This is a genomic window from Candidatus Hydrogenedentota bacterium, assembly GCA_016791475.1.
Classification (GTDB): Bacteria; Hydrogenedentota; Hydrogenedentia; order Hydrogenedentales; family JAEUWI01; genus JAEUWI01.
The window spans coordinates 21,817-48,775 of sequence record JAEUWI010000031.1 but is presented as its reverse complement, the minus strand read 5'-3'; the positions used below and the strand labels follow the sequence as shown (position 1 = coordinate 48,775).

Here is a 26,959-nt window from a genome sequence, read left to right as displayed (position 1 = left end):
CCCTCGCCTTCTCCCTCGCCTTCTCCCTCGCCTTCTCCCTCGCCTTCTCCCTCGCCTTCTCCCTCGCCTTCTCCCTCACCTTCTCCCTCGCCTTCTCCCTCGCCTTCTCCCTCGCCTTCTCCCTCGCCTTCTCCCTCACCCTCGCCTTCTCCCTCGCCTTCTCCCTCGCCTTCGCCTTCGCCGCCTTGCGCAATGTCTTTGAACCGAACCGACACGGTCGTATCTTCCGTCAGGGTAAGCCTCAGAACGTTAGCGACGACGACCGCTTCGTTCAGATCTCCATTCACGAGAATTCGCTCCAGGAAAGACTGTCCGCTGGACGCTTGAACAGAGATCCTTACCTCACTACCCGCAGGATAACGACCGTGATCATCCAACGATGGGTCCAAAACTGTCACCGTGCCGCTGCCAACTTGTCCAACCGTAAGCAAGACGGTTCGAACAAGGGAGAGGCCCTCTTCCAGCACCGCCACGCGGGCGGGCTGGATGCGCTCACGCACCGAAACTTCCAATGGGATCTCGTCTCCATCTTGCGATGAGACGCTCAACCCGGGCGCGGTCAAATAGAGTGCCCCGTCGGTCGCGGCGATGCCATTTCCCTGACCTTCCTCCGTAGCGCCCACGCGGAAGGACGCCGCGACACCATTCAAGGTAACTTCAAACGCCGCTTCCGCCTGTTCTACTGACAACGGACTTTCGAGGTCGAAGTCGCCAAGGATCGTTATATCGCTGGCAATCCCCGAATACAATTGGGCCGGGGTCATTTCGGTGACGGAGATTTCCCCTTCCCCTTCCCCTTCCCCTTCACCTTCACCCGCGCCATCAGCAACGGCTGGGTTAGTGCCCTGATTGACCTCGTCAAGATTGGTGATGTGGTCCCCATCGGGATCCCCTTCCGGTTCGAAACACGCCAGTTCCCGGTTACCAAAGGGGGTAAATATGTCGTCCTGCCAGTCGATATCGAAATACACCTGGTGACCGGCACTTTCGATACCAGGTATGCTTGTGCAGAAAGCCGCTGAGGGAAGCGGATTCTTCCCCAGCTCGACGAGCAGATCGGGCGCGGATTCGAGGTAGGTGGCCAGCGGGCCCAAATCGGCGATACCGTTGTCTCCCAGGAGCAGGAGTCCACCGTTCTGCGCCATGGCGGGAAGCGTGCCAACGTCGGTAAATCTGTTGGACGAGAGATCCAACTTATGAAGACCCGTTGCCGCCGCAAGTGGCAATGCATCCTGTATGTTGTTGCCAGCCAAGAAAATTCTCGTCAATTGCGGCAACGATTCAAATGCGGTCACATTCGTTAGTCCATTGTGCCCCAGATCCAGGGTACGCAGGGTATCCACACCGGTGAGGACCTCAGGATTGCCGACCTGATTCCCATCAAGATAGAGGGAGCGCAGTTTCGGCGCGTCCGCGAGGGGGCTGAGATCGCTGATGTCATTCTCGCGAAGATAGAGCACATCCAGTGCGGGCAACAACCCGATTGGGCTCAGGTCGCTGATTTCATTGCCGTCGGCGTAGAGCTGGCGCAGGGCCTGCAAGGTGGCCAGGGGCCCCAGATCGGAGAGGTTGGTCATCCATTCGATTTCGAGCACATCGAGTCCGGTCAAACCGGCCAGGGGCGTCAGGTCCGACGCGTCGCTATGGCCCACATACAATTCGTCGAGATTGGTCAGCCCCGCCAGTGGCGAGAGATCCGTGAAGGTTCCGCCGGTGACGTTCAGCAACTGCAGACTCGTCATGCCGGCGAGTGGAGCCAGATCTTCGATCTGACATTGGTGAAGATTCAAATGACTCAACAACAAACCGGATACCGGAGCGAGTGTCTTTATAGGATTGATGCCCGCGTAAAGATACTGAAGCCCTTCCAGGCCGGACACCGGCGAGAGACTCTCGATCACATTTTCATAGGCCACAAGCCAGCGAAGATTCGGGAAGTTTTCAACGACCGATAGGTCGTCGATCTCATTCGACGAAACGTCCAGAAAATCCAGCGCAGACAGCAGGGCTATCGCCCTCAAGTCTTCACTCTCCAACCCGAGATCGGCCATGGAGAGTGTGTCGATGGTGGTCAATATGGACAGCGGCTCGATGCTTTGAATCGGGTTGGCAGAGACGTCCAGCAGCGTAAGATTTGAGAGGCCGAGGAGCGGACTCAAATCCGACACCTGGTTATTTCTCATCTTCAGATATCGCAACTCTGTCAAGCCGCTGATGGGTCCGATGTCTGGCACATCGTTGTCGTCCAGAACCAATGACTGCAGACCGGTCAGGTTGCTGAGTGGTCCGAGGTCGGCGATATTGTTGCCTTCCAGGTCGAGGTGCCACATGCCTGTTGCATACTCAAGACCGCTTAAGTCACTTATGCCCAGCCCGGCCACCTGGATCATGTCCAAACGCGCCATATCACTTGGATACAACGGTGCGCTGGGGATATTCAAGTCGACGCGAATCCATGCCTCCAAGGCAGGGTCGGCTATGGTTACTGGAGACTCGCCTTCACCCTCTCCCTCACCTTCTCCCTCACCTTCTCCCTCACCTTCTCCCTCGCCTTCTCCCTCGCCTTCTCCCTCGCCTTCGCCTTCGCCTTCGCCTTCGCCTTCTCCCTCGCCTTCTCCCTCTCCCTCTCCCTCTCCCTCTCCTTCGCCTTCGCCTTCTCCTTCGCCTTCTCCTTCACCTTCTCCTTCGCCTTCGCCCTCGCCTTCTCCAGACGCATCGGATACTCGCGGATTTGTTCCCGCGCGAACTTCATCTCCATCGTTCACGCCATCACCATCGGTATCCGCGATATCTGGCTTGGTTTGAATTGAGCGTTCATAGGCTGCAGCCAAACCATCGCCATCCGCGTCGTCTCCACACGCTCCGGTGTACTGTATGGTGACCCCGCGGCCAAGCAGTCCAGGAATTGCGGTACAGAGTGATTCCTGTGTAAAAGGGGTCTGCCAAGCGTAAATGATATCACCGTTGCCGATTCCCGCGTTTTCATATAGTGGTTCCAGATCGAAAACGGGATTGTCGTAAATCCATATCTCCTGCAACGCTTCAAGGTGTCGCAGGGGTTCAAGGTTGGAAACATTGTTGGCGCCCATCGAGACCTTTCTAAGATTCTCCATTCCAGAAAGGACACCAATGTCGCTGACATGATTGACAAAAAAGGAAAGGGAATCCAAAGAAGTAAGTTCGCTCAACGGACTCAAGTCTGAAATTTGATTGTTTCCGATGGATAGAATCGTCAGCGCGGTCATCCCGGAAACCGGGGTGAGATCGGTAATCGCATTGTTCGAAATGGATAACCAAGTGAGTTTGGTCAACCCTGACAGTGGCGAGAGATCCGTTATCCCCGCGGAACCTGCAAATAAGTCCGTCAGATGGACCAGATTGGTCAATGGCGAGAGCGAGCCGAATTCAATCCCATCCAAAGCGAGGACCTGAAGCAAAGGCAGTTCGGAAACTACCCCAATATCCGTTATCGGATTGTGAGAAGCCGATAACCACAGCATGTTTTTTAAGCCTGCAATAGGGGAAAGATCTTCGATCGAATTCTCATAGATCAGGAGCTCATAAAGTTCGATCAGGCCGGATAGGGGCGATAGATCTGAAATCAAGTTCGTGTGTACATCAAGAAATCCCAATTCCATGAGTCCGCTGAGCGGGCTTAAATCCTGAATCAGGTTGTCGTTGGCGTTCAGGCCCCCAAGGTTGACGAAGGATGCCACCGGACTCAAATCCTGAATAGCGTTATTGGAGATTCCCAGGTACAACATTTTTTCAAGCTTGGCTATGTGAGAGAGGTCGGAGATCAAGTTATTGTCCACGCTCAGCCAGAGCATCTCGGTTAGGTCGCTCAAGGGAGCCAGGCTTGTGATCTTGTTGTCTTCGATGGAAAGATCAGCCAGCGTATGCAAGTTTGCAAGATGCGCCAAGTCTTGGATTTCGTTCGAATTCAGGTCTAATTTGTACAATTCCGTCAAACCTGATATTGGCGACAAATCGGCAATCTTATTGCTGGCCAGTTCCAACCTTCGGAGTTTCGTGCAATACTCCAACCCGGACAGATTCGTTATCCCCTTGGCGGACGCAGATAGACTCGTGAACGTCGCTGCGGATAGATCCGTGTCCAGAATATCCCCGGTCGGCTTGGAAATTTTTGCCCGAATCGCCGCCTCCAGATTGGGGTCCGGAAAGGTAACGACAGTCTGCGCGGTCGCGAAGAGCGGAAGAAAAGTGACAAGGAATAGTACAGCCCGAAACACCAATGGAACCTCCCTGAATAGTCGATGTGTTTACGCGCGACGGTCTGCCGAGACTGGATGGGCTCTTCTTGAGATTGCCGCGGGGAGACTATAGCGAAACTGCCAAAAAGCTGTCAATGGCGATGCAGCTCCCCGTCGTGCCTCTTGGGGATGTCCTGCGGCGGATTAATTTTTGCGAATTCGCAAAAATACCCTCACTTTACTACGTTTAGCGCAGTTTTATCACCGGTTTCGTTCGCCGTTTACCTTGCATAATTCCCGCCTCTCGGTTAAGATTCTATTAATACGTGCGAAGTAAATCGTTTGTTGTCGGGGTTACAGTTGATATGATTTGAACCCCTTGCCAGGTTCGTGGGCGAGGTCGGCGTTTGTTGTCCTTTTCGGGCGGCGGCGCTGGCTTGATTCACGGCTGGCGGACAGATTCGTGAGGTAGTTATGCGCACGGAACGTTTGCTTCGGAATTCAGCCACCCATCGCCGACTTGGCCGACCGTTGGTGAAGAGCGATCTGGAATTCAATTTTGTACTCGGGGATCGCATCGCCTGCATGAATCCCGCGCACTGGGATGAATTGGCCGAGGGCAATTCACTGCTTCTTTCGCGGGCGAGCCTGGGACATTTCGAGGAATCGGGTCCCCAATCCATTCGCACGCGCTACGGGATGATCTTTCACGACGCGGTTCCGGTTGCGGCGCTGGTGGTGCGGATTGTGTCGATGGGCGAGCCGCCCGCAGTGCCGGACACCGCCCAGCCCCGCCGCACAGGCAACTTTCGCGCTTCGGTCCGCCCTTCCGATGGAACGATGAACCTGAGGCCCGAAGTCCCTTCGCGCAGCGTGTTGATCTGCGGAGATTATTATGTGGGCGGCTTTCACGGGGTGCTGCTTCGCGATGAAAGCGCGCTGGGCCGACTCTGGCCGGCGATTGCAACGGTGTTGCAGCGGATCGCCCTGCAGGAGGGGCTCGATCCCGAGCATGATTTCATCCTCATTAAGGATATTCCCGGCAGTGCGACATCGGAGACGCGTCTGCTTCGCCACAGCCAGTATCGTCGTGTGGAGTCCTCACCCAACATGGTGCTTTCCCTCGCCGCGCGATGGAAGAGCTATGAGGACTATCTCGCCCACTTGAATGTGCGCTACCGCCTGAGCGCGGTGCGGGCGGCGCGGGATTTGCTCCGGCAGGGCATAGTCGCCGAGCCGCTGAGCGACCTGGCGCCGTGGGCGTCGCGGATGCACGCGCTGTACCTGAGCGTGCAGCGACGCTCCATCTCCAACTTTATTCCCCTGCCGCAGGACTTTCTGCCCGGGCTGGCGGCGATGTTGAGTACGGAGCAGTTCCGCTGCACGGCGCTGATGAAAGATGGGGCGATGGTCGGCTTTTCCTTCACGCTCAAAGATCGGGACACGGCCCTGTGTTATTGCCTGGGCTGGGACACGGAGGTGGGCCAGCAGAGTCCCATGCTGCCGTCGTTGCTGCACGCCGTCATTCGCGACGCGCTGAACCTGGGCTGCCGGCAGGTGAATTTCGGGCGGACGGCGCTTCGGGCAAAGGCCCAGATGGGGGCCCAGCCCGAGGCCGCCGAGCTTTGGGTATACGAGACCCGCTCCGGACTGGAAGCGCCCGTAGCGCCACTCCTGGACACGCTGTCCCACGCGCCCTACGGCGAGCAGGCGACGCCGCTGCCGCTCTGATTCGATAGCGGCCGTTCAGTGCGCGGCCATCAACTCCAGAATCGCTTCTTCCTTTTCTTCCGGGAAGTCGAGGACTTGATCGAGGACCCGCGCGACGCGGGTCGGCTCCGCGGCCACGAGTTCCTTCAGCAGGGACAGGGTAAGCCGTTTGCTCCGGAGGCTTGCCGTGGCGAAGTCGGGGAAGATCTGGTGGAGGTGCGTCGCATAGATATCGAAGATGCGCCGCTCGTTGGCCTCGTGCTCGTCGCGCGGCGCGCTGAGGTAGGGGTAGATCTCGTCGGCCTGCCATTTCTCCAGGGTGTCCATGGCGCGCTTCGCTTCCTGGAGATTGAAGTGCTCGCGCAGTTTGGTGCGCGCGGCGTCCAGGAGTTGGCGCACGTCGGATACGAGGTCGCCCGCCTGAAGGAGGCCTTCGCGATCCAGGGTGGTCACGTGGCTGGTCTTGACGTAGGCGGTGTAGCTGAAGCCGCGGTAGTGAAGGCGGGGCAGGGCGTTATGGCGCATGAAGCCGTGCTCATCGCAGAGGTAAACGCCGCGCTTGCCGGGCAGATTCCACTCCACCACTTCCAGCTCGGCCTGAACCCGCTCGCCATTCTCCATCACCATTTCGTCCAGCGTATAACGGGCGAAGCCGTGCTCCGCGTTGGCGGGGTCGAGCACGACGTTGTCGTAGGTAATGCGCACGCCGGGATATTGGCGCAGGTAGAGGGCGAAGATGTCGGTGACTTCCTGCAGGGCCTTGACGCCCAGGAGCACGCCGCAGGCCAGAGGCGGATTGATCATCTCCACGGTCATTCCGCGCTGCTTTTCCCCCGCGCCCTTGGGGTTGCTGACCTGGAACTGTCCCAGGCGGTCGGCGGTGCCGCTGATGGCGAAGTAGTAGCGGTCCCCCGCCTCTTCATACACCGAGTACCAGGTCACGCTCTGGCCGAGGGTGAAGGCGCGGAATCGACCCTTGCCGTACTTGCCGTGGAGTTCGCGCTTGAGCTCGTGGGTCTTTCCGTTGGGTCGCTTCCAGGAGCCGCCGAGGCTCTGGAACACCATGATACCGTCGTCATAGTGAAGGCCGGTGCCGTTGTCCGCAATCTGGATGGCTTCCAGCCCGTCCAGCTCATTCAATTGGAAGCGCACATTCACCTCGGTGGCCTCGGCGTCCAGCGCATTCCAGATGAGTTCGGCGATGGCGGTCATGGGCTTGGACTTGGCGACGGTTTCGAGGTGGTCTTCCCGAACCTGAACGGTAATAGTCTTCAAACGAACAATTCCTTCGGTCAACACGGGCACGGATCGGCCACGGCACGGCTATTGGGATGGAGCCACCCGAAACAGGCCCGAAATCGGGCGGCGGGTGGAAGCCGGGATCATAGCATCCGGGCCGCCTTGGGGACAATTTCCCGGAGTCAGTACTGGGCGACGGCGGGATCGATGAGTACGGACCAGGCGTGAATCCCGCCGGTGAGGTTCCGCACGTTGGTAAAACCGGCGTTCTGGAGTATCTGCTGCGCCCGTGCGGAGCGCATGCCGTGGTGACACATGCAAATGACCTCCCGGTCTTTCCAGGCGGACAATTCAGGGGCGCGCATGGGCAGATCGCCGAGAGGCACGTGGCTGGCGCCCGCAATGGCGGCGATGGTGAGCTCTTCCGCCTCTCGGACGTCGAGGAGCACGAATTCATCGCCGCGGTCGCGTTTTTCTTTCAATTCTTGAACGGTGCAGGTATTCATGGATTTCCATTCCTGGGTAAGGGGTGAGCGCTCGTGCATCGTCATCAGGGTGCGGGAGGTGGCGTCGCCCGTCCGCCATTCAAGGGTGGATGGGGTCGGTTGATGTCCCGCGGCCGCTCGCCCTCGCGTGGGGCGTTCACTCCACCGGGTCCCTGACGGTCCATGCGACGGGGATCGCGGCCTTCGGGGAAGGGCTGTCCAGGAGGGATCCTCGGAGCCTGAATTGTGCTTCTTTCGCCCGAGGGGCGTTGGCCGATAGGGGGCGGTTCGGGTGGAGCGACGGGCTGAACGCCCTGGGGGGGCGCGGGGCGGAATTCGCGCGCGCCTTTGAAATACAACGTTGCCAGGACCCCGACCATCAGCGCCACGACGGCCATGAGTATCCCGCTCCAGGGGATATCGTAATCGAAGCGGGACCGGGGCTTGATGACAGGGCGCGGCCCATCGTCCAGCAGGTCGGAGACCAGGGAAGTCTTGAGCGCGGGACTGGGGCCGGTGGGGCTCCGCGTAAGATGGGCCGCGGAAGCGGTTGGGGGCGCGGTGGCCGCGCGCTTCAGGGCCAGCGCATGGGCGTGCGCCATGGGCTGACCGGCCTGGAAGGCGCGAAGATCTTCGATCACCTGCTGTGCCGAGCCGTACCTGAATCCGGGGTCCCGGGCGGCGAGTCCGTCCAGCAGTTCCTGTACCGCGTGGGGAAGGCCGGTCACCTGCTGGCTGACCGACGGGATATCGTCGGTGGTAATCTGGCGCATGACCGCGAGACCGCTTTCCCCCTTGAATGGAACCGTGCCGGTGAGCATTTCAAAAAGCATGATGCCCAGGGAGAACAGGTCGCTCGCGGGCGACACCTCCCCCACGCCACACTGCTCCGGCGACATATAGCAGGGACTGCCCACGGTGTGCTGGGCGCTGGTTAGCTGGGTATGGGAACCCATCACCTTGGCAATGCCGAAGTCCGCCACGCGGGTGCGATTCGCCTTGTCGATGAGGACATTGGCGGGCTTGATGTCGCGGTGAATGATCCCGGCGGCATGGGCGCAGGCCAGGGCCGAGGCCACTTGCGACACGACGTTGAGGGCATGCCGCCAGGGAAGCGCGCCGCTCCGCTGGATCCGCGCTTCGAGTGTTTCGCCATCAACGTATTCCATGGCCATGTAAGCGGGATCGGACTCGATGTCCACCGCATAAATCTGGACAATATTGGGATGGCTCAACTTGGCGGAGGCCCGGGCTTCGCGCTGGAATCGCGCCACAAACTCCGGGTCGTCGGCATAACGTGGCAGGAGCACCTTAAGGGCGGCGGGCCGGTCCAGGGCAAGATCGCGGGCGAGATACACCGCGCCCATTCCGCCCTGACCCAGGCGGTCGCTCACGTAGTAGGGGCCGAGTTTCTGGCCCAGAATTGACGCCTCGCCGCGACTATGCATGAAATCCCTGTGCTCGTGTCCGGTTTACTGCCATGATGGGAGAGAGTCTAGCACACCGCCCGGTTCACCCTGTAGCTCCGGCGCCGGGGTTGGGCGTGGGGAACCGCGCACCTACGGAGGCCTGCCAGGCTTCCAGCCGGCCTCGAAGTTGCGCCACGCGCTCGGGTTGCTCCCGGGCCTGGTCGTGGGATTCGGAGGGGTCGGCGGCAATGTTGTACAACTCGGCGGGGCGATCCTCGAAGTGAACGATGAGCTTCCAGTCGCCCTCCCGAATGGCGGCGCCGGGGGCTCCCCCCTGATTGCCGTAGTGCGGGTAGTGCCAGAACAGGGTATCTCGTTCGCTCGAACCGAGTCCTCGCAGACTCGGGGCGAAGCTGAGCCCGTCCACGTGCTGTTCGGGACGGGGCGGAAGCCCGGCCAGTTCCAGGAGCGTCGGGTAATAGTCCGTACTGCACACGGGCGAGTCCAGAACCGCCGCTCGGATTTGACCTGGGCATTTCACGATCAGAGGTACCCGGATGCCGCCCTCGTAGAGCCAGCCTTTTCCCGCGCGCAGGGGCAGGTTTGACGTGGGATGCCCCTCCGAAGTGGAAAGCCCGCCGTTGTCCGATGTAAATACGATGATGGTGTTGTCGTATCGGTTGGCCGCCTTCAAGTGGTCAATGACTTTGCCCAAGGCGCTGTCCATCGCTTCGACCATGGCGGCGTAGACCGCATGATTCTGAATCCGCCGGACGTCGCGCTCCCCCTCCCTCCCCCACTCGGCCCCGGATGGCGATAGGGCCGCGGCCTTCTTCTCGTATTTTTCCACCAGGTCCGCCCGTCCGCGCAACGGTGTGTGGACGGAGAAGAGGGACAGAAAGGCCAGGTATGGCTTTCCCTTCTGCTGGTCGATGAAACGGATCGTCTCCGCAGCCAGCCGGTCCGGCAGATGCTCGCCCTCGGGGCCATCGGCCAGTTGCGGGTTATTGTAGGGCGAAAAATAGCTCGGCGGACTCCCGCGGTGATTGCCGCCTTTGTTGATGTCGAAGCCCTGATCCTCAGGAAAGAATCCCTCTCCGCCCAGATGCCACTTGCCCGCGAAAAAGGTGGCGTAGCCGTTCTCCTTGAAGGCCTCGGCAAGGGTGAATTCCTCCAGCGGCATCTGCTCGTTGTAGTGTGCGGGAAGCAACGGCAGATTTCTCATCCGCTCGTGCCCGGGCACGGCCTCGGGCTGGGGAGCCCCAAACCAGTCCGTCGTCGCCATGCGCGCGGGGTACTTGCCGGTCATGATGCTGGCGCGGGTGGGGCTGCAGACCGGGCAGGCCGCATACGCCTGGGTGAAGCGGAGCCCTTCGGACGCCAGGGCATCCAGATGGGGCGTCTCGTAAAACGAGGAACCGTAGCAGCCCAGATCGGTCCAGCCGAGATCGTCCGCAAGGACAAACAGAATATCCGGCGGTGTAGATCGCGCCGTGGCGATTCTGGATCCGCCACAGGTGAGGGTGGCGGCCAGGGCGAGATGCTGAAGAAAATCGCGGCGGGTAGACATGGTTCAATCGCTCCAAAGCTTTCCTGTTGCCGCTGCATGGAACTACAGGTCGAAACAAGAAGTCAATAAAGGGGTTCGCGCCTGGGTGCGCTACCGAAATGCCGGGCGGCGGTTCAGAACGTGTAATTCATGCGCAAGAGGAGGCTGATACCCTGAACACCGGGAATATCCTGCAAAAGTACTGGGTTTTTCTCGCGGGATCTGTTACTGTGGTCTACAGGCCCGCAGCGGGCGGCGTTTTCCGGGCAGGAAAAATGTTCGCGGGTTTCCGGTGTGGACCTGAACTGGCGAACCTACGCAGCGTAACAGGAGTGTGTCCATGCCCCCAAAGGATAAGCGATACAGCGCGCTGATCGTCGACGACGATCCCGAGGTACGGCGAACGCTCTCGACAGCGCTCAAGTCGGTTGGCTTTCAATGTGACACCGCGTCGGATGGCGAGCACGCCCGGAAGATGCTGGTCGTTCAGAGTCCAGACTTGCTCGTGACCGATCTGCGGATGCCCATCCGGCACGGACACCGGCTGGTGGTGGACGTGTTCGACCGAAAGTCCCCGCCCATGGTGGTGGTCGTGACGGGGCTTGTGGAGCCTGCGATTGCATCGGATCTCGTCCTTCGGGGCGTGGCGGATCTGGTTCTGAAACCCTTCGACGCCCAGGTCTGCGCCGCAAAATGGCTGGCCATGCTCCGGTATCGCGAACGCCTGGGAAGCGCCTTCGCGGGCCATCCGGAGCTGGCCGACGGGGAAACGTACAACACACCGGACGGCGGCGACGCTTCGGCGCATCAGGCGGTTACGGTTCAAATCGCGGAGGCTACGGAGACCCTCCGCCACCAACTTCGGCAGATCACATCCAGTTTTGAAGAGACGATTCAAGACCTGGAAACGAAACACGAAAATCTGACTGCGGGCTTCCTGGGTTCGGTGCGCCTTCTCACCCAATTGATGCGGCAGTTCGATGGCGCCGAGAGCACCCATGCCGCGCGGGTGGAACGCCTCGCCGAAGGAATTTGCGAGCGCGCCCGCGTGGGGCGGGAAGACTTGCGAAATATTCGACTGGCCTCCCTCCTCCACGATCTTGGAATGTTCGGGATGCCCGACTCCGTTCGGATTACCGCGCCCGAGACGATGAACGAAAGTCAGTTGGACGCCTATCGCCGCTACCCCGAAATCGGCGCCACCCTGCTGAGCGAGGTACCCGGATGCGCGCCGGCGGTGGGTCTGGTGGTCGCTCATGCGGAGTGCTATGACGGCACCGGTTTTCCCAAAGGGCTTCGGGGTCGGGGAATACCGCTGGGCGCCCGTGTTATCCGGCTTGCCGACGGCGTCGATTCGTTCATGATGTACAACAAGGGCCCCGACATGAACGAGCGGCTGGCCACCCACCTCCTGGAAGCGCGCGGGACCATGTACGACCCGGAACTGGTTGATGCATCCTTCGAGTTCCTTCTCGACAGTCTGATCCAGGCGAACCAGATCTCCTGCACCGCGGGCGAACTGGAAATCGGGGATGTCCTGGACGAGGATCTCCTCTCGCCCCAGGGCCACATCGTCGCCCGGCGTGGCGCCACCGTCAACGAAACCATGCGAAACTATGTGCGGCGGATCATGGGCGACATCAGCATCCGGGTACGTCGCGGCGATCCCGTCTGAGGGGTCTATCCGCTGCTCAACATTTTCCGCACCCGCATCAAGAGTTCGGCGGGCGAATAGGGTTTCTGGAGGAACTCGAAGGAAGAACGAAGGGCCCCGGTCCTCTCCAGTACCTGGGGGCTGTATCCACTGCAAAGAAGAAATTTGGGTTTGGGGGCGATTTCACCGGTGCTCATGACGAGTTCCATCAATTCAACCCCGGTGGTCCGGGGCATGATGACGTCACTGAGCACAAGAGCGTATGGCTCGGTGGATACCCTGAGTTCCTGAAACGCGGATTGACCATCCGCCGCCACGGTCACCTCATACCCGGCGCCTTCGAGCAAGGTTCGCGCCAGCGCGGCAACGAGTTGATCATCCTCCGCGACGAGTATGCGCGCCCTCTGCTCTTTACCCGCGTCGTCCATGACCGACAGGTTGCCGGGCCCTCTTCGCTTCTCTTCGCGCGCGGCGGGAAAGTAGATGGAGAGGGCAGTCCCCTTGCCTGGCGCGGACTCGCAATGTACCAGGCCTTTCTGCTGCATCACAATTCCATAAACCGAGGCCAGGCCCATGCCGGTCCCCGCTGATTCGTCCTTCGTGGTGAAGAAGGGCTCGAAGATGTGTTCCAGCACATGGGGCGGCATGCCGCTTCCCGTATCGCGCACGACGAGACGGACGTAGTCGCCGGGACTGGCCCAGGCGTTCTGCCGGCAGAAATCGCGCCCAAGTTCGACCCGGGTGGTCGAGATGGCTATTTCGCCGCCGTCGGGCATGGCGTCGCGGGCATTCACGCATAGATTCATCACAATCTGCTCGATCTGCGCCGGGTCCACATGAATCGGAGGAATGTCCGGATTGAGCGCCAGCTTCAGAATGATATTCTCGCCGATGAGGCGCTCCACAAGTGTTGTGGCGCTCTTTACGAGAAGGTTCATGTCCACCGTTTCCGTGTGGAGGGGCTGACGGCGACCGAAGGCCAGCAACTGGCGGGTCAAATCGGAGGCGCGCCTGGCGGCGTCACAGATGCCTCGAGCGTACGTATTCAGTCGCTGATCCCCCTCGGATCCGGTCTCGTCCAACATGAAGCTCGCATAGGACAGGATGACCTGGAGCACATTGTTGAAATCATGGGCAATGCCGCCCGCCAGTTGTCCGATGGCCTTCAACCGCATGCTCTGATTGAGTTGCCGCTGAAGCTCCGTGAAGTCCGTAACGTCACGGGATACCATCACATAAAACTCGATCTCCCCGGCTTCGTCCCGCAGGCAGGTCATTGTAGCGTCCATATGAAAGACCTCACCGTCTTTCTTGTGGTTGATCAGGTGTCCGCTCCAGGAGCCGTCTCCCGCGGCAACGCGGTACATCTCCGTGTAAAACGCCCGGTCATGCTCCCCGCTTTGAAGTATCCTGGGGTTCTGGCCGAGCACCTCCCGCGCCGTAAATCCGGTGACGCGAGCGAATGCCGGATTCACATAGAGTATCGCACTGTGACGGTCGGTTATGATCACCGGGTCCTTTGCGCTGGAGACGGCCGCCGCAAACAGCGCGCGCTCTTTCATCCGCCCGCGCAATGCGGCCTCTTCATCGGGAGTATCACCCGCCGCGTTACCGCCGTCGATAAACCGATCGCGCAAAGCGACATCGGTGTCGTCAACGGACTGAAATCCCGCGGTGTTCAGCGCCATACGAATTGACCGAGCCAGAGAACCCGGCTCCTGCTCACGGTGGACCAGGCAATTCACCGCGCCATGCTGAATCGATGCGGCGCTGAGTTCGGGGTCGATATGCGGCGTCAGGACGATGAGCGGGGTCTCGGGTACGCACGCGCGAACCGCGACGAGCGTGTCGTGGCCATGACTGTCCGCCAGAGACAAGTTAAGCAGAATCAGGTCAAAGGATTGGCGCCGCATTGCGTAACGTGCTTCGCGCAAGTTCTGCGCGCGAAGGATCCCAAAGGCACGCTCCGATATGGACCCAAGGGCGCTGAGGACACGTTCCGACTCGTCGAGATTGTCGTTGACGAGCAAAGTGCTGATAGTGTTCATTTCCACCGCCGCTCCATTCTGGCTGTGCCGCCGCGGCCCTGCGCGCCCGTTCCTTCACGGGAAGGTATTGCGGCGGTGTAAGGGCATTGAAATTCTTTGCCGTCGCTTAGATCCACCGTTATTGTATGGTCTGATGTCCTAAATGTGCAAGTTAGTTTCTATGAAAGTGACATAAGACGACAGTTACGATGCCGCCGCACCGTGCCAGGGCAATCGCATTGAGAGCGCCGCTGTATTACTTCAAAGGTTGGCGAAGACAGGGAGAGGGGGCATTCCCGCTCCCCTTCTTTCTTCGTACAACGGCGTTGCACCGCACGGGGACCGGAAAGCCCCCGCTCCATTCCCCTGTCAATTCGCGCAAAATAAGGGACGAACAATAGGGGACAGCCACCTATAATAAGGTCTGACGGACAACGATCTGGATTTGCCCGTCGAGACCGATCCTCCTGCGGCGGACCTTCGGCACAATGGCGACAATCTCCTGACCAGGCGCGTGCCCCACACCGACAACTTTGACGCCCCCACCGTGGGCGATGTCATCCTCGACAGACTGGCGCGCAACGCCCAAAGACTCTCCCTCAAGGGTGACTCTCTCAGAAAGAAACAGACCTACCTGAGGACTAACCCGACCGCGCCCGAAGCAGGTGGCAGCGCCACGCCGACTTCATCGAACGCAATCCGCCCTTTGCGATGGCCTGCTCGTGCCGAATCATGCACCGAACACACGCAATCACGTGGTTGCCGGCATCGAAGGCGGTACCCAATAGGAAAGTCGCGAGTCTGCACAGGGCAGACTCGCGACAAAATCGTTCCATTCAACTCCCCCTGGCCCAACGATGTGGTATCAACCGTGTCGTCGCGGGCCGGACGGATGCGATTCCCTATTCTGTTTCTTGAATGAACCCGTGGTACAGGCCCATGTAGTAGGGCAGCAGGTACACCGTGCCGCTGGCCAGGCCGGTACCATTGCCGCCGTAATCCAGGGCAAAGGGATCGGTGTTCCAGTGGTTGAAGTGACGTTCCGACACGGAAAGCACTTTGCCGTTGGTGCGAAGGCCGCGGCGAATCGGACGAAACTTCTCCGCCGGCTCAAAGGCGGCCTGGCGGGTAAGCTTCACGATGTCGATGCGGTGGCTGTTCTTCTGGGCCCAGTCAAAACGGTCCAGCGGGAAGTCCAGCAGCGTGTCCACACTGTCCATGAGCCAGCCGTCCCAGGGGCCGATGGTATGGTGGCCGAAGGGATTGCGGTACTTGACGTCCTGGCCGTAGGCGGCATAGGCAAAGTTGAAGAAGGGGTTCATCTCCGGCGCTTCGAGCAGGTAGTAGGAGTAGAATGAGTAAAGCATATCGTGCTTCAACTCTTCATTCTTCGTATACTTCACCAGGTTGTAATAGCTCATGACGGCCATTTCGTCGTCCGACTGATTGCCGGAACCGACACCGCGCTGAATCTTCGCGACCATGGCGTTGGTGTCGTAGGCGTGATCGGCCATAAGCTTGTTGATGTGGTCGGTATATTTCTGATCGCCCAGCATGTGCTCGGCCACAGTGAGGTAGGAAAGCATGCTCAGGGACTTCAAGCCGCGCTCGGACCACCACACCCAGTCGTGATTGAGGGCGTCGGGGCCATAGACCGACCAGCGGGTGGGCAGGCCATCGTGATCGGTCAGGGTGTAGTTATGGTCGATGATATGGTCGATCAGGTCGCGCACCACTTCCTTCACGCGCTCTTTCTCTTCGGGGGTTTCCGCCACAAGATCATAGTAGAGGGGGTAGAAGAAAAAGTGCCCGTCAAGCTCGTCGGAGCTCGTGTCGCTCTTCCAGTACCACTTGCCGTCGCCGCTCTTGGGCCAACGGGGCTCGTAGACCTTCCAGGCGGAGTCGCTGTTGGCCTTCTCTTCGCGGTCCTTCTCAACCCGGCCGATATTCGGGTCGGGCAGTTCGGTGGAAAGAATCGTGCGGGCCACATAACCCTTGGGCGGGCGGATATCGCCGGTCTGGGTCACCTTCTGGAGGAAGCGCAGGGCTTCAAAGGCGCGGGTCGCGCGATCTTTCGCCTTGGGATCTTTGGTCGCGCCGTAGGCGAAGCACTCGCCCGCGCCGTACATGCTGGTCCAGAGACCGTCGTTGTCGCTGTCGCTGTAGTTGATGACGCTGGTGTCCCCCGGGGCGCCGGTGCTCACCTCGGAGACATAGCCGAAGGGTGTGCGGCGGATGAACTTCTCCATCTGCTCTTCGTAAAAATCGGCTTTCTCCGCGAGGGTCATGGGGACCCGTCGGATCGCGCCCACGCCTTTGGCGGTGGCAAACCAGGCGGTACCTTCGGCGTCCACGGCGACATCGCGCACGTCGTCATCGGGCAGCCAGCGCAGGCCCTGGCGATACGACCAGGTTTCACCGTCGAAGCGCACCGCGCCGATATGGGTGGCAAACCAGACCTCGCCGTTGGCCGAAGCGGCGACGGCGGTGAAGTCATTGTAGGGCAGACCTTCGGCGCCGGTATAGAAGCTCCACTCCGCGCCGTTCAGACAGGCCACGCCGGCCAGGGTCGCCACCCAGAGCCGGCCCTGGGGATCATAGGCCACGCCCCGTACGTCGTGGGTCGCCCAGGTCCTGCCGAGCGTATCTTTCACCTCGAAGGGCACCAGGGCGCCGTTCTCTTCGCGCACCAGTCCGGCGGCCGTCGCGGCCACCACGCTCCCCTCCGGGGAGAGGGCCAATTGCCGCACCGGCGCATCGCCAAGCTGAATTTCCGGACTGTTTTCGGGGCGACAAAACAGGCCCTTGTCCGATGCCACTACGCAGTGGCCTTCCCGGACCAGGAGGTCGCTGATGGCGTTTTCCGCCGGGGCCGCTTCCACCTGCCAGGTGGCGCCGTTGAAGCGCGCGCTTCCGGCGGCGGTCACCGCCACAATCGCACCGTCCACCACGTCCAGCCGGAGGACGTCATTCGAGGGAAGTCCTTGCTCCGTGGTGAATTTCTGGGCGACTTCCTGGCCGAACTTGCCCACCTTGACCGGCGGGGAGTCCGCCATCGCCGGGGGGCCGATCAGGAGCGCGCTCAGCCCGAGGGCGCGGACGAGGGCGGGAAACATTCTTGAGGTCATCGGGAAACAACTCCTATTCTGTTTTGCGGGGAGGGCGCGTGGAGCACGTTTTCAGCCCGAATGGAGGGCGGCGGCGCCTGGCCCGTGTGACGTGAGGTCCAGCGGTTATAGCATATTACCCACACCCCATGAAAGCCGGCCCCCGGAGAGGCGCGGGGGTATCAGCCGCTCACCGCCGCGGATACGGGCGTCAGGGTGCCCCGCGCGCCCACAATGCGATCGCCCGCATCCCGCCACACCTTTGCGTGAACCGCCAACTGGATCGCCGTCCCGTCGGCCGCGACGTGGCAGGTCTCATAGCCGCCGCAGCGCTGGCCCGCAAGCAGTGCGGCGAGGCGCTCCATGTCCCGCTGCCCCTGGGGCCGACCGCTCAGGAATGTGATGGGCTGTCCAATCAACTGATCCCGGCTGCGGCCATAGAGGCCTTCCACGTCGCCATCCAGAGACTTGATACACCCCGCGCGATCAATCGCCCAGTACAGCACGGCGGCCGAAGACGTGGAACGATGGGCGGCGCCATTTTTTCGGGCCTTGCCGTTCTCCCTGCGGGGGCCCTGGCCCTGTACAACGATCTGGGCGGCGAAGGCGGGAGACGCGGCCGCCGTACGATTGCGCATCTGGTGCCAGAGAACCCCGGCGCACGCGTTCGCGACGCCCAGGGCAAAGAGCTCTTCGTCGACTTTCCAGCGTCCGTGGGAGGCGGGGCGCTCCGCGACCAGAAATGCGAGCAGCTTGCCCGCGAGCCGGATCGGCACAAGCAACCGTGGCCCGTCCGACGACCGGAAGCCGGGATGGGAGGAAAGCGGCGCCAGGCGCGGATCACGGGCGGGGTCCTGCACCGCAACGAGGCTTTCCGACTGAAGCAGGGCCATGAGGTTGAAAGAGGCCACGAGCGCCGGTGCGCCGCCCCGGGAACCGCCACGGGAGGCCGTCAGGTGGAAATGCGCGGCTTCGCGCCCCGCGGTCCAGAGCGAGATCCGTGTCGCCCCCAGGACCTCCTGTACCTGGGCCAGCATGGCGGGTGAGGCGGCTCCTTCCGCAAGCAGCAGGTGCTCCAGACTGCGGAGGCAATTTCGCTGCCGCTTGATACGGGCCCGATCCTGCTGGTGGTGGTTGTCGGCCGTGCGTAGCTCTTCGCTTGCGCCGGCAAGCTGGCTCTGAAGCCGGCGAAGCTCCTTCCGCGTGCCGTGCAGCACCTGAAGCTGGGCGGCGGGAATGGCTTCGGGCAGCGCGACCCGTTCGATATCGCCGGTCACATCGATGACGGCGCCATCGGGCTGGAGGGGCGATACCGGTGCAACGTTGCCCCGGGGAAACTGGAAAACGTGGCGGACGGCGTCCGCGTCGATCATACCGTCCTCGGCGGACAATTCCGGTTCCGCCCAGGCCACCAGAGGCGCGTCGTGATAGTCCAGGTGCTCAACCGCCGCATCGTAGATCTCTTCGAGCGCGGAGGTGAGGACGTTAACCTCCGTGAAACGGGAGCGGGGCCAGGGAAGGTAGTGTTCATCGATCACATGAATGCCCCGCGCCCGCGCCGCCACCTGGCGCAGCGGTCGGGTGATGTGACGCCCGAAAGCGAGCGCCAGCGGAATCGCACCCGCGACTCCCGCCGCGAGCGCCCAGAGCACATACGCGAACACGGGCAAGGTGGGAAGGGGCAGTGCCGATGGTTCCACCCGGGCGATTACCCACCATACCTGGGACTCATCCAGGGCGTAGGATCGGGCCGCGTACCAGTAGGAGGCCTCCCTTGCCTGAAAGGGAAAAAGCTGCGTGAGCGCCGGACTGCTGGCTCCCGGCACCGCCCGTTCCTGAAGCAGCGCAAGGACCTGTTCATCCTGAATTTGGCCCAGACGCGTCCCCCCCGGGTCTATGGTCAATTCGAAGGCACTCCCCACACTGCCGGTCGCGCCTGCGAGGAAGGTGGTGTCCAAATCCAGCGCTACGCATCCGCGATGGCCACCGGGAAAAATCAACGGGGCGGCAAGTGTCATCGACGTGGCCCCGAGTTCCGCCGCCAAAGAGGACGTCGCCCCTTCGTCTCGCATCGCCATTGCCTGTTGATACCAGTCCGCCCGGCGAAAGTCGGCCAGGGCCTCTCCACGCTCCCCATCGGAAACGCGCTGTCCCTCGGGGTCCCAGGCCATCCCCGTCAATGCGGCGTCGAGATTGCCAGGGTCCGCCGCACGCCCTGTCCAACCCGCCGCTGTGCGGACGACTTCACATGCGGCGCCATTCTCGCGTACCAGATAAATGGCATTCAGGCCATTCGTTGCGGTAAGGGCGGGAATCAGCAGGGAAGGCCACTGGGCTGGACTGGACTCAGGGATGAGTCCGCTTTTCGACCACTGGCGGATCAGACCAAGTTGTTGAACGGGCTCATCGAAGTGCTGAGCGAGGGCCTGGGTGACGGGAGCGATGGCGGCGTGGAGCGCGCGCGTGGCCAGATCGGGCTCGGCTTCGCGAATGTCCCGCCACGCCTGCCACGCAAACGTGCCCGTCATCAACAGGACAAGGCCGATTACCCCGCAAAACAGGCAAAAGGTGTAGGGAACAGTCAGGGTACCCGTGCGCTTCATGAACAGCCCTTCACGTGAGAATGAGAAGAGTCTCCGTACAACAGATCGGAAAACGACTCAAATTCAGCATTATGCCTGAGGAGGGCTCTTGTCAAGAGAAAATAATCGTAACCACGCCCGCATGCGCGCTTACCTGGCCCTCCGCCGAATCCAATCCAACCACTTGGTCTATCGGCACAACGTGAGATAACTTTATATGGCACAGGAAGATCCGGATAAATCCCGGTCCAGTGGAACGCCCCCCTCGGGGCCTTCATGGGCGGGAAACCGCCCGAAATTCTCGACGGCCACAAGACCCCCAGCCCCCAAGAAATGCGCGTCCCTCCCCCACGCCAACCCGCCTTAATTGATCTGCTGGCTCCGCAATTCCCGTCAGGAAGGCTTCGTGCGTCCCTGGAAATTCCGCAGGAGTACGAAGCGATACTCTTTGGCGATGGTGCCCTGGTTCTCCACAACGCCCGGCGGCAGCGCCTGCCAGGACTGGAAGAGGCCTGTGATACCCGCAGGGGGCTCGTCATGGGTCAAACACACCAGAATGAAATCTTCCCCGAGGTGACGTTCGGGAGGCGTCCAGAAGTCATACTGATTCGGACGCGCGTCCACATTGAGGCTGAAGGTTCGGGGCTGATCGGGCAGGTAAAAGGCCATCAGCGCCGTCTCCTGATAGCGATTCCCACAGACCTGTATGCCGGGATGCCGCCGCCGCACGAGGTCGAGTTTCGCGGCAATTTCTCGGCCGCCGTAGAGCCGATTGGTCATGATCGCGCCGGGATGCAATGAGATTCCCAACCGTTTCGCCGGGAAAGCAATCGAGGACGGAAAGACTACGGGGATGAGCATGATCGCCGTCGACACGATGCAGGCCCGGGCCAGACGCCGGCGCCCCCCCTCCCACCGCTTTGCCAGGTCAATGCCGAGCAGCAGCAGGCCACCGAAGTAACCGCAAAGTGGCCAGTTGGCTTGTACCATCTTTCCAAAGCTCATGATGAAAAAGAAGCCAAACATGAAGAGGGTGCTCAGGGCCAGAAAAAGGATACGCGCGTCGTCCCGTCTACCGCGGAGCCCGCGCCAGACCGTCGCGGCCACGGAGATGGCGATAAAGGGATTGAGGACCAGTAGCTGGCCGCCGATAAAATCCCCGAGGGTTTGGTAGAAGGGCCGGCCGTGATCGTTGGCGGATGGCAGGTGGAGAATCGCCCGCAGCCCGGCCCAATCGTGTTGCACGTTCCAGACTACGATGGGCAGGGCGATGGCGGCGGCCAGTGCGGAGGCCAGCCAGAAGTGCCGCGTACGAAGCAGGGCGCGCTCTTCACCTCGCAAGGCGGCGAGAATGAATACGGGAGGCACGACAAGCACCATGGTGTGTTTGGCCAGCACGCCCAGGCCGAGAAAGACCCCGCAGATGTAGAGCCACCGGCACTGGCGGGATTCGAGGTGGCGGCAGAAGGCGTAAACGAAGCCGACCCACCCGAAGTACATGACCGTGTCGTGCAGCATGAGCAGACCGGTGATGAAATGGATCGGTACAAAGGCGAGGAGCAGTGCGGCGAAGAAGGCCGCCCTGGGAGCGTGGCTCACGCGAGCGGTCAACCCGTATCCCAGGCACAGGGTTACGATACCGATCAGAAAGGATGCGAAACGGACGCCGAACTCCGTATGACCCAACAGCGAGGTTCCGAGGACCGTGGCCAGGGCCACGCCCGGCCCCTGATCGTAATAGGAAAGGGCCAGGTTGCGAGACCACTCCCAATAGTAGGCTTCGTCTTCATTCAATTCCAGCGTCGCCATGAGCCCGAAGCGCAGGGTGGTGACCGTGAGCAGGAGGAGCAGGAAGGGGCCGTGATTCTGAAGCACTCGGCTGGACATGTCGGGACGTGGTCTCTCAAAAAAAGGTACGAGAGGGATGCCGGAGCACCCCTCTCGGGATTCACTCGATTCGGGACAACATTTTACAGGGCTGCGAGGGGCACCTGCCAGCAGCGCACCCGCTCGCGCTGATACGTATAGGTGATGACCACGTCTCCGGACTCTTTCTGGATGATCGCGGGGTAGGAGAATTCGCTCTTGAGGTCCGGATCGGCCTCCAGATAGGCGACGGTCTTCCAGGTCTTGCCGTTGTTCTTGGAAATCGCCAGATTCAATGGGGTACGGGCCTTCCAGTTGCCGGCGACATGATTGTAGACCAGGAGCACCCGGCCGTCCTTCAGGCGGACGGCATCGATACCGCTGTTGTTGTTCGGGAGGCCCGAATCATAGACCGGAACCCAGGTCTTGCCGCCGTCCTCCGAATCGGTACGCCAGATCTTCCCGCTCGTGGAGCGAAGCAGGGCGTGAACCACACCGGGTTTCGATTCCCAGAATGTCGGCTGAATAATCCCTTTGTCCCTCTCCGACTCCGATTTGTAGACGAAGTCAGCCGAGCGCTCCCAGGTTTTGCCGTGATCAATCGACCGATCAGCGAAGGCCAGCCATTTCCCGGGCTCGGTGGAGGCGGGTGCCAGCCAGCTTCCGTCTGAAAGGATGATGGCCTTGTTCTTCACCGGACCGCGACCACCGTGATCGCCCGGCACCAGCTCTTCCGCCGCGCTCCAGGTTTTGCCATCCTTGCCGTGCATCCAGTAGGTCTGCCAGGTCGGAATTTCGGGGCCCACCTTGAAGAAGAGGTGAATTTCACCGTTTTCATCCTTAAAGAGCACAGGGTTCCAGTGGGGCGTGTTGTTGATCTTGGCCGCCGCCACCGGGGGCGACCAGCTTTCCCCGTCGTAATTGGAGATCCAGATGCCCACGTCGTCATCCTTCTCCGCCGTACCGCCAAACCAGGCCGCAACGAGGCCGCCGTCCGGCGTTTCCGCCACGGTGGAGGCGTGGCACTGCGGGAAGGGCCGCTTGGCCCCAAATACGAAACTCACGTTGCCGCCGTGGGCGCGGATCTCGTCCGCAAATTCAAGGGGGCCTTTCGGCGCCGCGTCGGCGGCCAGAGGCACTGCCAGCACGGACAGGGCCAGTGACGTCGTCAGGATTCGTTTCAGTCGCTTCATTGGCATGAATGATATCCTCATTGGGTAGGTTGCTTTTCGTGAATTTATTCAATTAGGCTCGTGATATACGCCTATAGTACGTAGGCCCCGCGCCCAGTTCAAAAACATTCAACCGTCTCGACAGCCAAGGGTGTGACCCCGAGATTGCCCCATGACCCACCCCCTGCCCCGCATCCGTGTCGCCGCCGTCATCGTCGAAGAACATCAACTCCTGCTGGTTCGGCACGAGAAAGATGGCGAGACCTACTGGATGTTGCCCGGCGGCGGCGTGGACTTCGGCGAAACGCTCGCCGAGGCCCTGCGGCGAGAGCTTCGGGAAGAACTCTGCATCGATTGCGAGATTGGCGCACTCCTGCTGGTTAACGACAGCATCCCGGAAGACCGCCATCGCCACATTGTGAACCTCTACTTTGCCGCGCGAATCGTTGGGGGCCGTCCCCGCGTGGGCGAAGACGAACGGGTGGTGGAGGCGGCCTTTCACCCGCTGGAATGTCTGGATCATATCGCCCTCCTGCCGGTCATTCACACGGTACTGCGGGGTGTGCTTGCGGAAGGGAACACTCCGAACAGTGGATACCTGGGGAACCTCTGGACAGATTGAGCCCCGCTCGCCGGTCGGGCCCGGGCGTCGGCGTGGGCATTAATTTCGCCTGTACGGTTGCGGAATATGTGCTATACTGGCGCGGGCAATGCAGTCAGACTTCCGGACGGATCCGGAAATACTTAACCCCAAGGGATTGTTACCGTTACGGCAACACGGATCCTCATTGAGGGAATTCACGCAAGGAGTGCATGTACATGCGGGTAGCGGTCTTAAACCCTATGTTTGGCAAGGACTTCACCAAGTCCGCACGCTGGTTCGCCCGTTCGCGGGGCCGGGTGCAGCGCCATCCCGATTATCTGGCCACTGCGGTGGCGGTGCTGGAACAAGCGGGCCACGAGCTGCTCTTTCTCGACAGCCAGGCCAAGAACATGCCCACACCGGAGGTCATCGAGAAGCATCTAAGGGCATTCCAGCCCGACATGACGGTCTACCAGGCCACAACCCCATCCATCTATGCCGATATTGAGTCCGCCCGCCTGTGTAAAGAAGCGGTGGGTGGCTTGCACGTCATGGTGGGCCCCCACGTGTCCGCCGAGGCGGAGTCGACCCTGCGCGCGGCCAGGGGGGCCGTGGACGCCGTGGCGCGCCACGAGTTCGACTATATTCTGCGCGACTTGGCCAATGGTGTTCCCGTGACGGAGTGCAGAGGGGTCTCGTATATGGACGGGGGCGCGTATAAAGAAAACCCCGATATGCCCTATATCGAGGACCTGGACGAGCTCCCCTTTCCCGCCTGGCATCACCTGGACATGAAAGACTATATCGACGGCGCGAAGCTGTTCCCTTTTGTGACCGCGATCACCGGCCGGGGCTGTCGCTATCGATGCTCCTACTGCCAGATCCCCCAGGTGATGAACGGCCACCGCTACCGCACCCACAGCGTGAAGCGGGTCGTGGACGAGATGGAGCACGCCAAGAAAATCATTCCGGGACTGCGGGAAGTCATGTTTGAAGACGACACCCTGACGATGCGGATTGCCCGGGACCGATTGATTGAATTGTGCGAGGAAATCATCCGCCGCGACCTGAAGCTTTCCTGGAGCGCGAATGCCCGGGTGGACTTGAACGATCTGGAGACCCTGCGGCTCATGAAGCGTTCCGGCTGCCGGATGCTTTGTGTAGGCTTCGAGTTTGGTGACCAGAAGATCCTGAACAACGTCAAGAAGGGCACCACGGTGGACCAGATGTACACCTTCGCGGAAAACGCCGCCAAGGCCAAGCTGCGGATCCACGGCTGCTTCATGATCGGCGGCCCGGAAGAGACCCGGGAAACGGCGATGCGAACGATCAAGATGTCTCAAGAGCTGAAAATCGACACGGCCCAGTTCACCGGCGTGGTGGCCTACCCGGGAACTTCGTACTACGAATGGGCCAGGGACTCGGGCTCACTGATTCCCGAGGACTGGCGCGACTGGGTAACGGCGGACTACGAGCAGGCCCCGACGATCAGCCTGGCCCAGCTCGACAAGGACGAGATCAATGAGCTGGTCGATCTGGGCCTGAGGAAGTTCTATCTGCGCCCCGAGCAGATGTGGCGGATGTTCGTCAATATCAGTTCCTGGTCCGATGTGAAGGCGAAGTACCACGGACTATTGAGCTTTTTCGGGTATTTTCTTGGAAATGGTCGTAAAAACTTCGTCGGATTTACGGGCAACAACTAGCGCCCCTAAACTGTTAACAGAAGATGCTAAAACCCATTGCTTTTGGCGGGCCTATCGGGTACCATAAGCGCTATGGTTAAATAACTTAGCCTGGGGAAGAAGTGACGGAACAAGGAAGGTAGATCATGAGAGTACTTACGATCATTGCACTGGCTGCAGCCGCGTTTTCCGCGTCCGCGAGTTATGCGGACGAAACGAGAATCGGCAGCCCGATTGATCCAGCGTTTATTCGAGACTACTATCACATGAACCGCAAGCTGAGCGGCGCCAAGTCCAACTATCGCGGACCGCTCGGCAACGAGGAAGAACCCGCGCTGCGCCCCTACAAGTGGGTGTATCAGGGCATCAAGTCGCTCTTCTACCATACCGGCGACCAGTTCGTGGAAGGCAATCTCCACGCCCCGGTGGTCGGCAGTGTTCAGGGCCTCCGTGGCGTGCGCCGAGGCACCATGTCCCTGGGTGAAAGCACCTATCGCGGTCTGGTCTTCGCACCCGTCCCCCCCCGCAATCATTACAAGTCGCTCGGCGCCTTGAACGAGGCGATCGAAGCGGATATGTTCACGCGGAACGGGAGCGATTTCCTCTTCAGTTGGTATTTCTTCCCCGTACAGAAGGCGATTGACAACAATCCGCCTGAGGGCGACACGAAGGTGGCTATTCGGCTGAAAGACGCGAAAGAGACGCGCCAGGCACGGGATGAGGCCGCCAAGGCCCGAATGAAAGCCGATTCGCGCGAGTCCGCGGTGGAGAGTGCGCAGCGGGACTACATTGGCGACCGCGCTGACTATGGCACACCGAAGACCAAGATGGGCCGGGGCAACCTGATGAAACTGGGGCGCTAAGCCACCACACGATAGCTTCTTTTCGCGCGGCCTTCGACCTTCGAAGGCCGCGCGCTTTATTTGGGGACAGTCGCGGGCCGAGGAAAAGCTTCTTCCCCTCCACCTACTCCACAGTCACGTGTGGGCGCAAGGTCTCCAGACGTTTCTCGCCGATGCCCTGCACGTAACCCAGGTCATCCACCTGTGTAAAGGGCTGAGACTCCCGGTGTCGCATGATTTTCTCCGCGGTTTTCTCCCCCACACCCGGCAAGGTTTCCAACTCGGCCTGGGAGGCCGTGTTGATATTTATTTTTGCGGAGGGCGATGCGGGAGCGACTCCCCCGACGGGTGTGGCGGTGGCTTCGACCATTCCCGTCCATCCGGAACGTGTGTAGGCCGGGGGATTTAGATCCGATGCGGTTGGCAATGAGGCGGTGCCACTCGGCTGCTGGTAGGGTATGGAAAGGACGCTTCCATCCACGAGTCGGGCCGCGATATTGATATCCCTGATTTCCGCGCCGTTCAGGGCGCCCCCGGCCTTCTGCAGCGCATCGAAAACCCTTCCGTCCCCCGGAAAGCTGTAGACGCCAGGCGCGGCAACGGCACCCTGTATCTCGACCAGAACCAGCGCCGCGGGCAGGCGCGGCGCGTTCGCGGGCGCAGCCGCCGGGGGCGTCGGGGATTCCCCCGGGAGCGGCGAAAGGGACTCGCCTGATTCACCTTGCGCGGACGCGGAATCCGGGACGGACTCCTCCCCCCGCGCGCGCCACCATGCGGCGATGCCCACAAGCGTCAGCCCGATGGTCGCTACCACCATGGCCACCATTTTTTTGTTCAC

Annotated in this window: 16 protein-coding genes; 5 read left to right on the top strand and 11 right to left on the bottom strand. The window is 60.9% G+C overall.

Annotation, left to right across the window (positions count from 1 at the left end; genetic code table 11):
• A partial coding sequence (locus JNK74_16780; GenBank protein MBL7647839.1) for a leucine-rich repeat domain-containing protein occupies positions 1-4,019 on the bottom strand: 4,019 nt, incomplete at its 3' end.
• Positions 4,020-4,688: 669 nt separating this feature from the next.
• Between JNK74_16780 and JNK74_16775 the strand changes: the two genes are divergently transcribed.
• Positions 4,689-5,945, top strand: a complete 1,257-nt coding sequence (locus JNK74_16775) for a GNAT family N-acetyltransferase (GenBank protein MBL7647838.1) — start codon at positions 4,689-4,691, stop codon at positions 5,943-5,945.
• 15 nt (positions 5,946-5,960) lie between these two features.
• Here JNK74_16775 and JNK74_16770 read toward each other — a convergent pair whose 3' ends face one another.
• The 4 genes from JNK74_16770 to JNK74_16755 form a co-directional block, all read right to left on the bottom strand.
• A complete protein-coding gene (locus JNK74_16770; GenBank protein MBL7647837.1) occupies positions 5,961-7,199 on the bottom strand; it encodes an ATP-binding protein in 1,239 nt (412 codons plus the stop codon).
• A 146-nt stretch (positions 7,200-7,345) separates the two neighbouring features.
• A complete protein-coding gene (locus tag JNK74_16765; protein MBL7647836.1) occupies positions 7,346-7,669 on the bottom strand; it encodes a rhodanese-like domain-containing protein in 324 nt (107 codons plus the stop codon).
• Positions 7,670-7,713: 44 nt separating this feature from the next.
• On the bottom strand, positions 7,714-9,096 hold the full coding sequence (locus JNK74_16760; GenBank protein MBL7647835.1) for a serine/threonine protein kinase: 1,383 nt from the start codon (positions 9,094-9,096) through the stop codon (positions 7,714-7,716).
• 64 nt (positions 9,097-9,160) lie between these two features.
• Entirely contained in the window at positions 9,161-10,627 is a 1,467-nt protein-coding gene (locus tag JNK74_16755; GenBank protein MBL7647834.1) for a sulfatase, read from the bottom strand.
• Positions 10,628-10,946: 319 nt separating this feature from the next.
• Here JNK74_16755 and JNK74_16750 point away from each other — a divergent pair, with 319 nt between their 5' ends.
• Complete coding sequence (locus JNK74_16750) at positions 10,947-12,281, top strand: response regulator (GenBank protein MBL7647833.1); 1,335 nt, start codon at positions 10,947-10,949, stop codon at positions 12,279-12,281.
• Between the two features lie 5 nt (positions 12,282-12,286).
• Here the strand turns inward: JNK74_16750 and JNK74_16745 are convergent, their stop codons facing one another.
• From JNK74_16745 to JNK74_16725, 5 genes are all read right to left on the bottom strand, one after another.
• Positions 12,287-14,308 (bottom strand): response regulator, encoded by a 2,022-nt coding sequence (locus JNK74_16745; GenBank protein MBL7647832.1) that lies wholly within the window; start codon positions 14,306-14,308, stop codon positions 12,287-12,289.
• Between the two features lie 881 nt (positions 14,309-15,189).
• Positions 15,190-17,415: a hypothetical protein gene (locus JNK74_16740; protein MBL7647831.1), complete on the bottom strand. Its 2,226-nt coding sequence runs from the start codon at positions 17,413-17,415 to the stop codon at positions 15,190-15,192.
• 161 nt (positions 17,416-17,576) lie between these two features.
• Positions 17,577-19,997 (bottom strand): PAS domain S-box protein, encoded by a 2,421-nt coding sequence (locus tag JNK74_16735; protein MBL7647830.1) that lies wholly within the window; start codon positions 19,995-19,997, stop codon positions 17,577-17,579.
• A gap of 372 nt (positions 19,998-20,369) precedes the next feature.
• Positions 20,370-21,863 carry a glycosyltransferase family 39 protein gene (locus JNK74_16730; protein ID MBL7647829.1) on the bottom strand — a complete coding sequence of 498 codons (1,494 nt, stop codon included), beginning with the start codon at positions 21,861-21,863 and terminating at the stop codon, positions 20,370-20,372.
• A gap of 83 nt (positions 21,864-21,946) precedes the next feature.
• Entirely contained in the window at positions 21,947-23,035 is a 1,089-nt protein-coding gene (locus tag JNK74_16725) for an exo-alpha-sialidase (protein ID MBL7647828.1), read from the bottom strand.
• A 151-nt stretch (positions 23,036-23,186) separates the two neighbouring features.
• Here JNK74_16725 and JNK74_16720 point away from each other — a divergent pair, with 151 nt between their 5' ends.
• The 3 genes from JNK74_16720 (at position 23,187) to JNK74_16710 (ending at position 26,142) form a co-directional block, all read left to right on the top strand.
• Positions 23,187-23,636 carry an NUDIX hydrolase gene (locus JNK74_16720; GenBank protein MBL7647827.1) on the top strand — a complete coding sequence of 150 codons (450 nt, stop codon included), beginning with the start codon at positions 23,187-23,189 and terminating at the stop codon, positions 23,634-23,636.
• A 197-nt stretch (positions 23,637-23,833) separates the two neighbouring features.
• Positions 23,834-25,300 (top strand): radical SAM protein, encoded by a 1,467-nt coding sequence (locus JNK74_16715; GenBank protein MBL7647826.1) that lies wholly within the window; start codon positions 23,834-23,836, stop codon positions 25,298-25,300.
• A gap of 125 nt (positions 25,301-25,425) precedes the next feature.
• Complete coding sequence (locus JNK74_16710; GenBank protein MBL7647825.1) at positions 25,426-26,142, top strand: hypothetical protein; 717 nt, start codon at positions 25,426-25,428, stop codon at positions 26,140-26,142.
• Between the two features lie 103 nt (positions 26,143-26,245).
• Here the strand turns inward: JNK74_16710 and JNK74_16705 are convergent, their stop codons facing one another.
• Positions 26,246-26,959, bottom strand: a complete 714-nt coding sequence (locus JNK74_16705) for a ComEA family DNA-binding protein (protein ID MBL7647824.1) — start codon at positions 26,957-26,959, stop codon at positions 26,246-26,248.

Bases quoted from the DNA above. Each gene is read 5' to 3' on its own strand.
- JNK74_16775 (MBL7647838.1), top strand. From the start codon at position 4,689: ATGCGCACGGAACGTTTGCTTCGGAATTCAGCCACCCATCGCCGACTT.
- JNK74_16765 (MBL7647836.1), bottom strand. From the start codon at position 7,669: ATGAATACCTGCACCGTTCAAGAATTGAAAGAAAAACGCGACCGCGGC.
- JNK74_16760 (MBL7647835.1), bottom strand. From the start codon at position 9,096: ATGCATAGTCGCGGCGAGGCGTCAATTCTGGGCCAGAAACTCGGCCCC.
- JNK74_16755 (MBL7647834.1), bottom strand. From the start codon at position 10,627: ATGTCTACCCGCCGCGATTTTCTTCAGCATCTCGCCCTGGCCGCCACC.
- JNK74_16750 (MBL7647833.1), top strand. From the start codon at position 10,947: ATGCCCCCAAAGGATAAGCGATACAGCGCGCTGATCGTCGACGACGAT.
- JNK74_16745 (MBL7647832.1), bottom strand. From the start codon at position 14,308: ATGAACACTATCAGCACTTTGCTCGTCAACGACAATCTCGACGAGTCG.
- JNK74_16740 (MBL7647831.1), bottom strand. From the start codon at position 17,415: ATGACCTCAAGAATGTTTCCCGCCCTCGTCCGCGCCCTCGGGCTGAGC.
- JNK74_16735 (MBL7647830.1), bottom strand. From the start codon at position 19,997: ATGAAGCGCACGGGTACCCTGACTGTTCCCTACACCTTTTGCCTGTTT.
- JNK74_16730 (MBL7647829.1), bottom strand. From the start codon at position 21,863: ATGTCCAGCCGAGTGCTTCAGAATCACGGCCCCTTCCTGCTCCTCCTG.
- JNK74_16725 (MBL7647828.1), bottom strand. From the start codon at position 23,035: ATGAAGCGACTGAAACGAATCCTGACGACGTCACTGGCCCTGTCCGTG.
- JNK74_16720 (MBL7647827.1), top strand. From the start codon at position 23,187: ATGACCCACCCCCTGCCCCGCATCCGTGTCGCCGCCGTCATCGTCGAA.
- JNK74_16715 (MBL7647826.1), top strand. From the start codon at position 23,834: ATGCGGGTAGCGGTCTTAAACCCTATGTTTGGCAAGGACTTCACCAAG.
- JNK74_16710 (MBL7647825.1), top strand. From the start codon at position 25,426: ATGAGAGTACTTACGATCATTGCACTGGCTGCAGCCGCGTTTTCCGCG.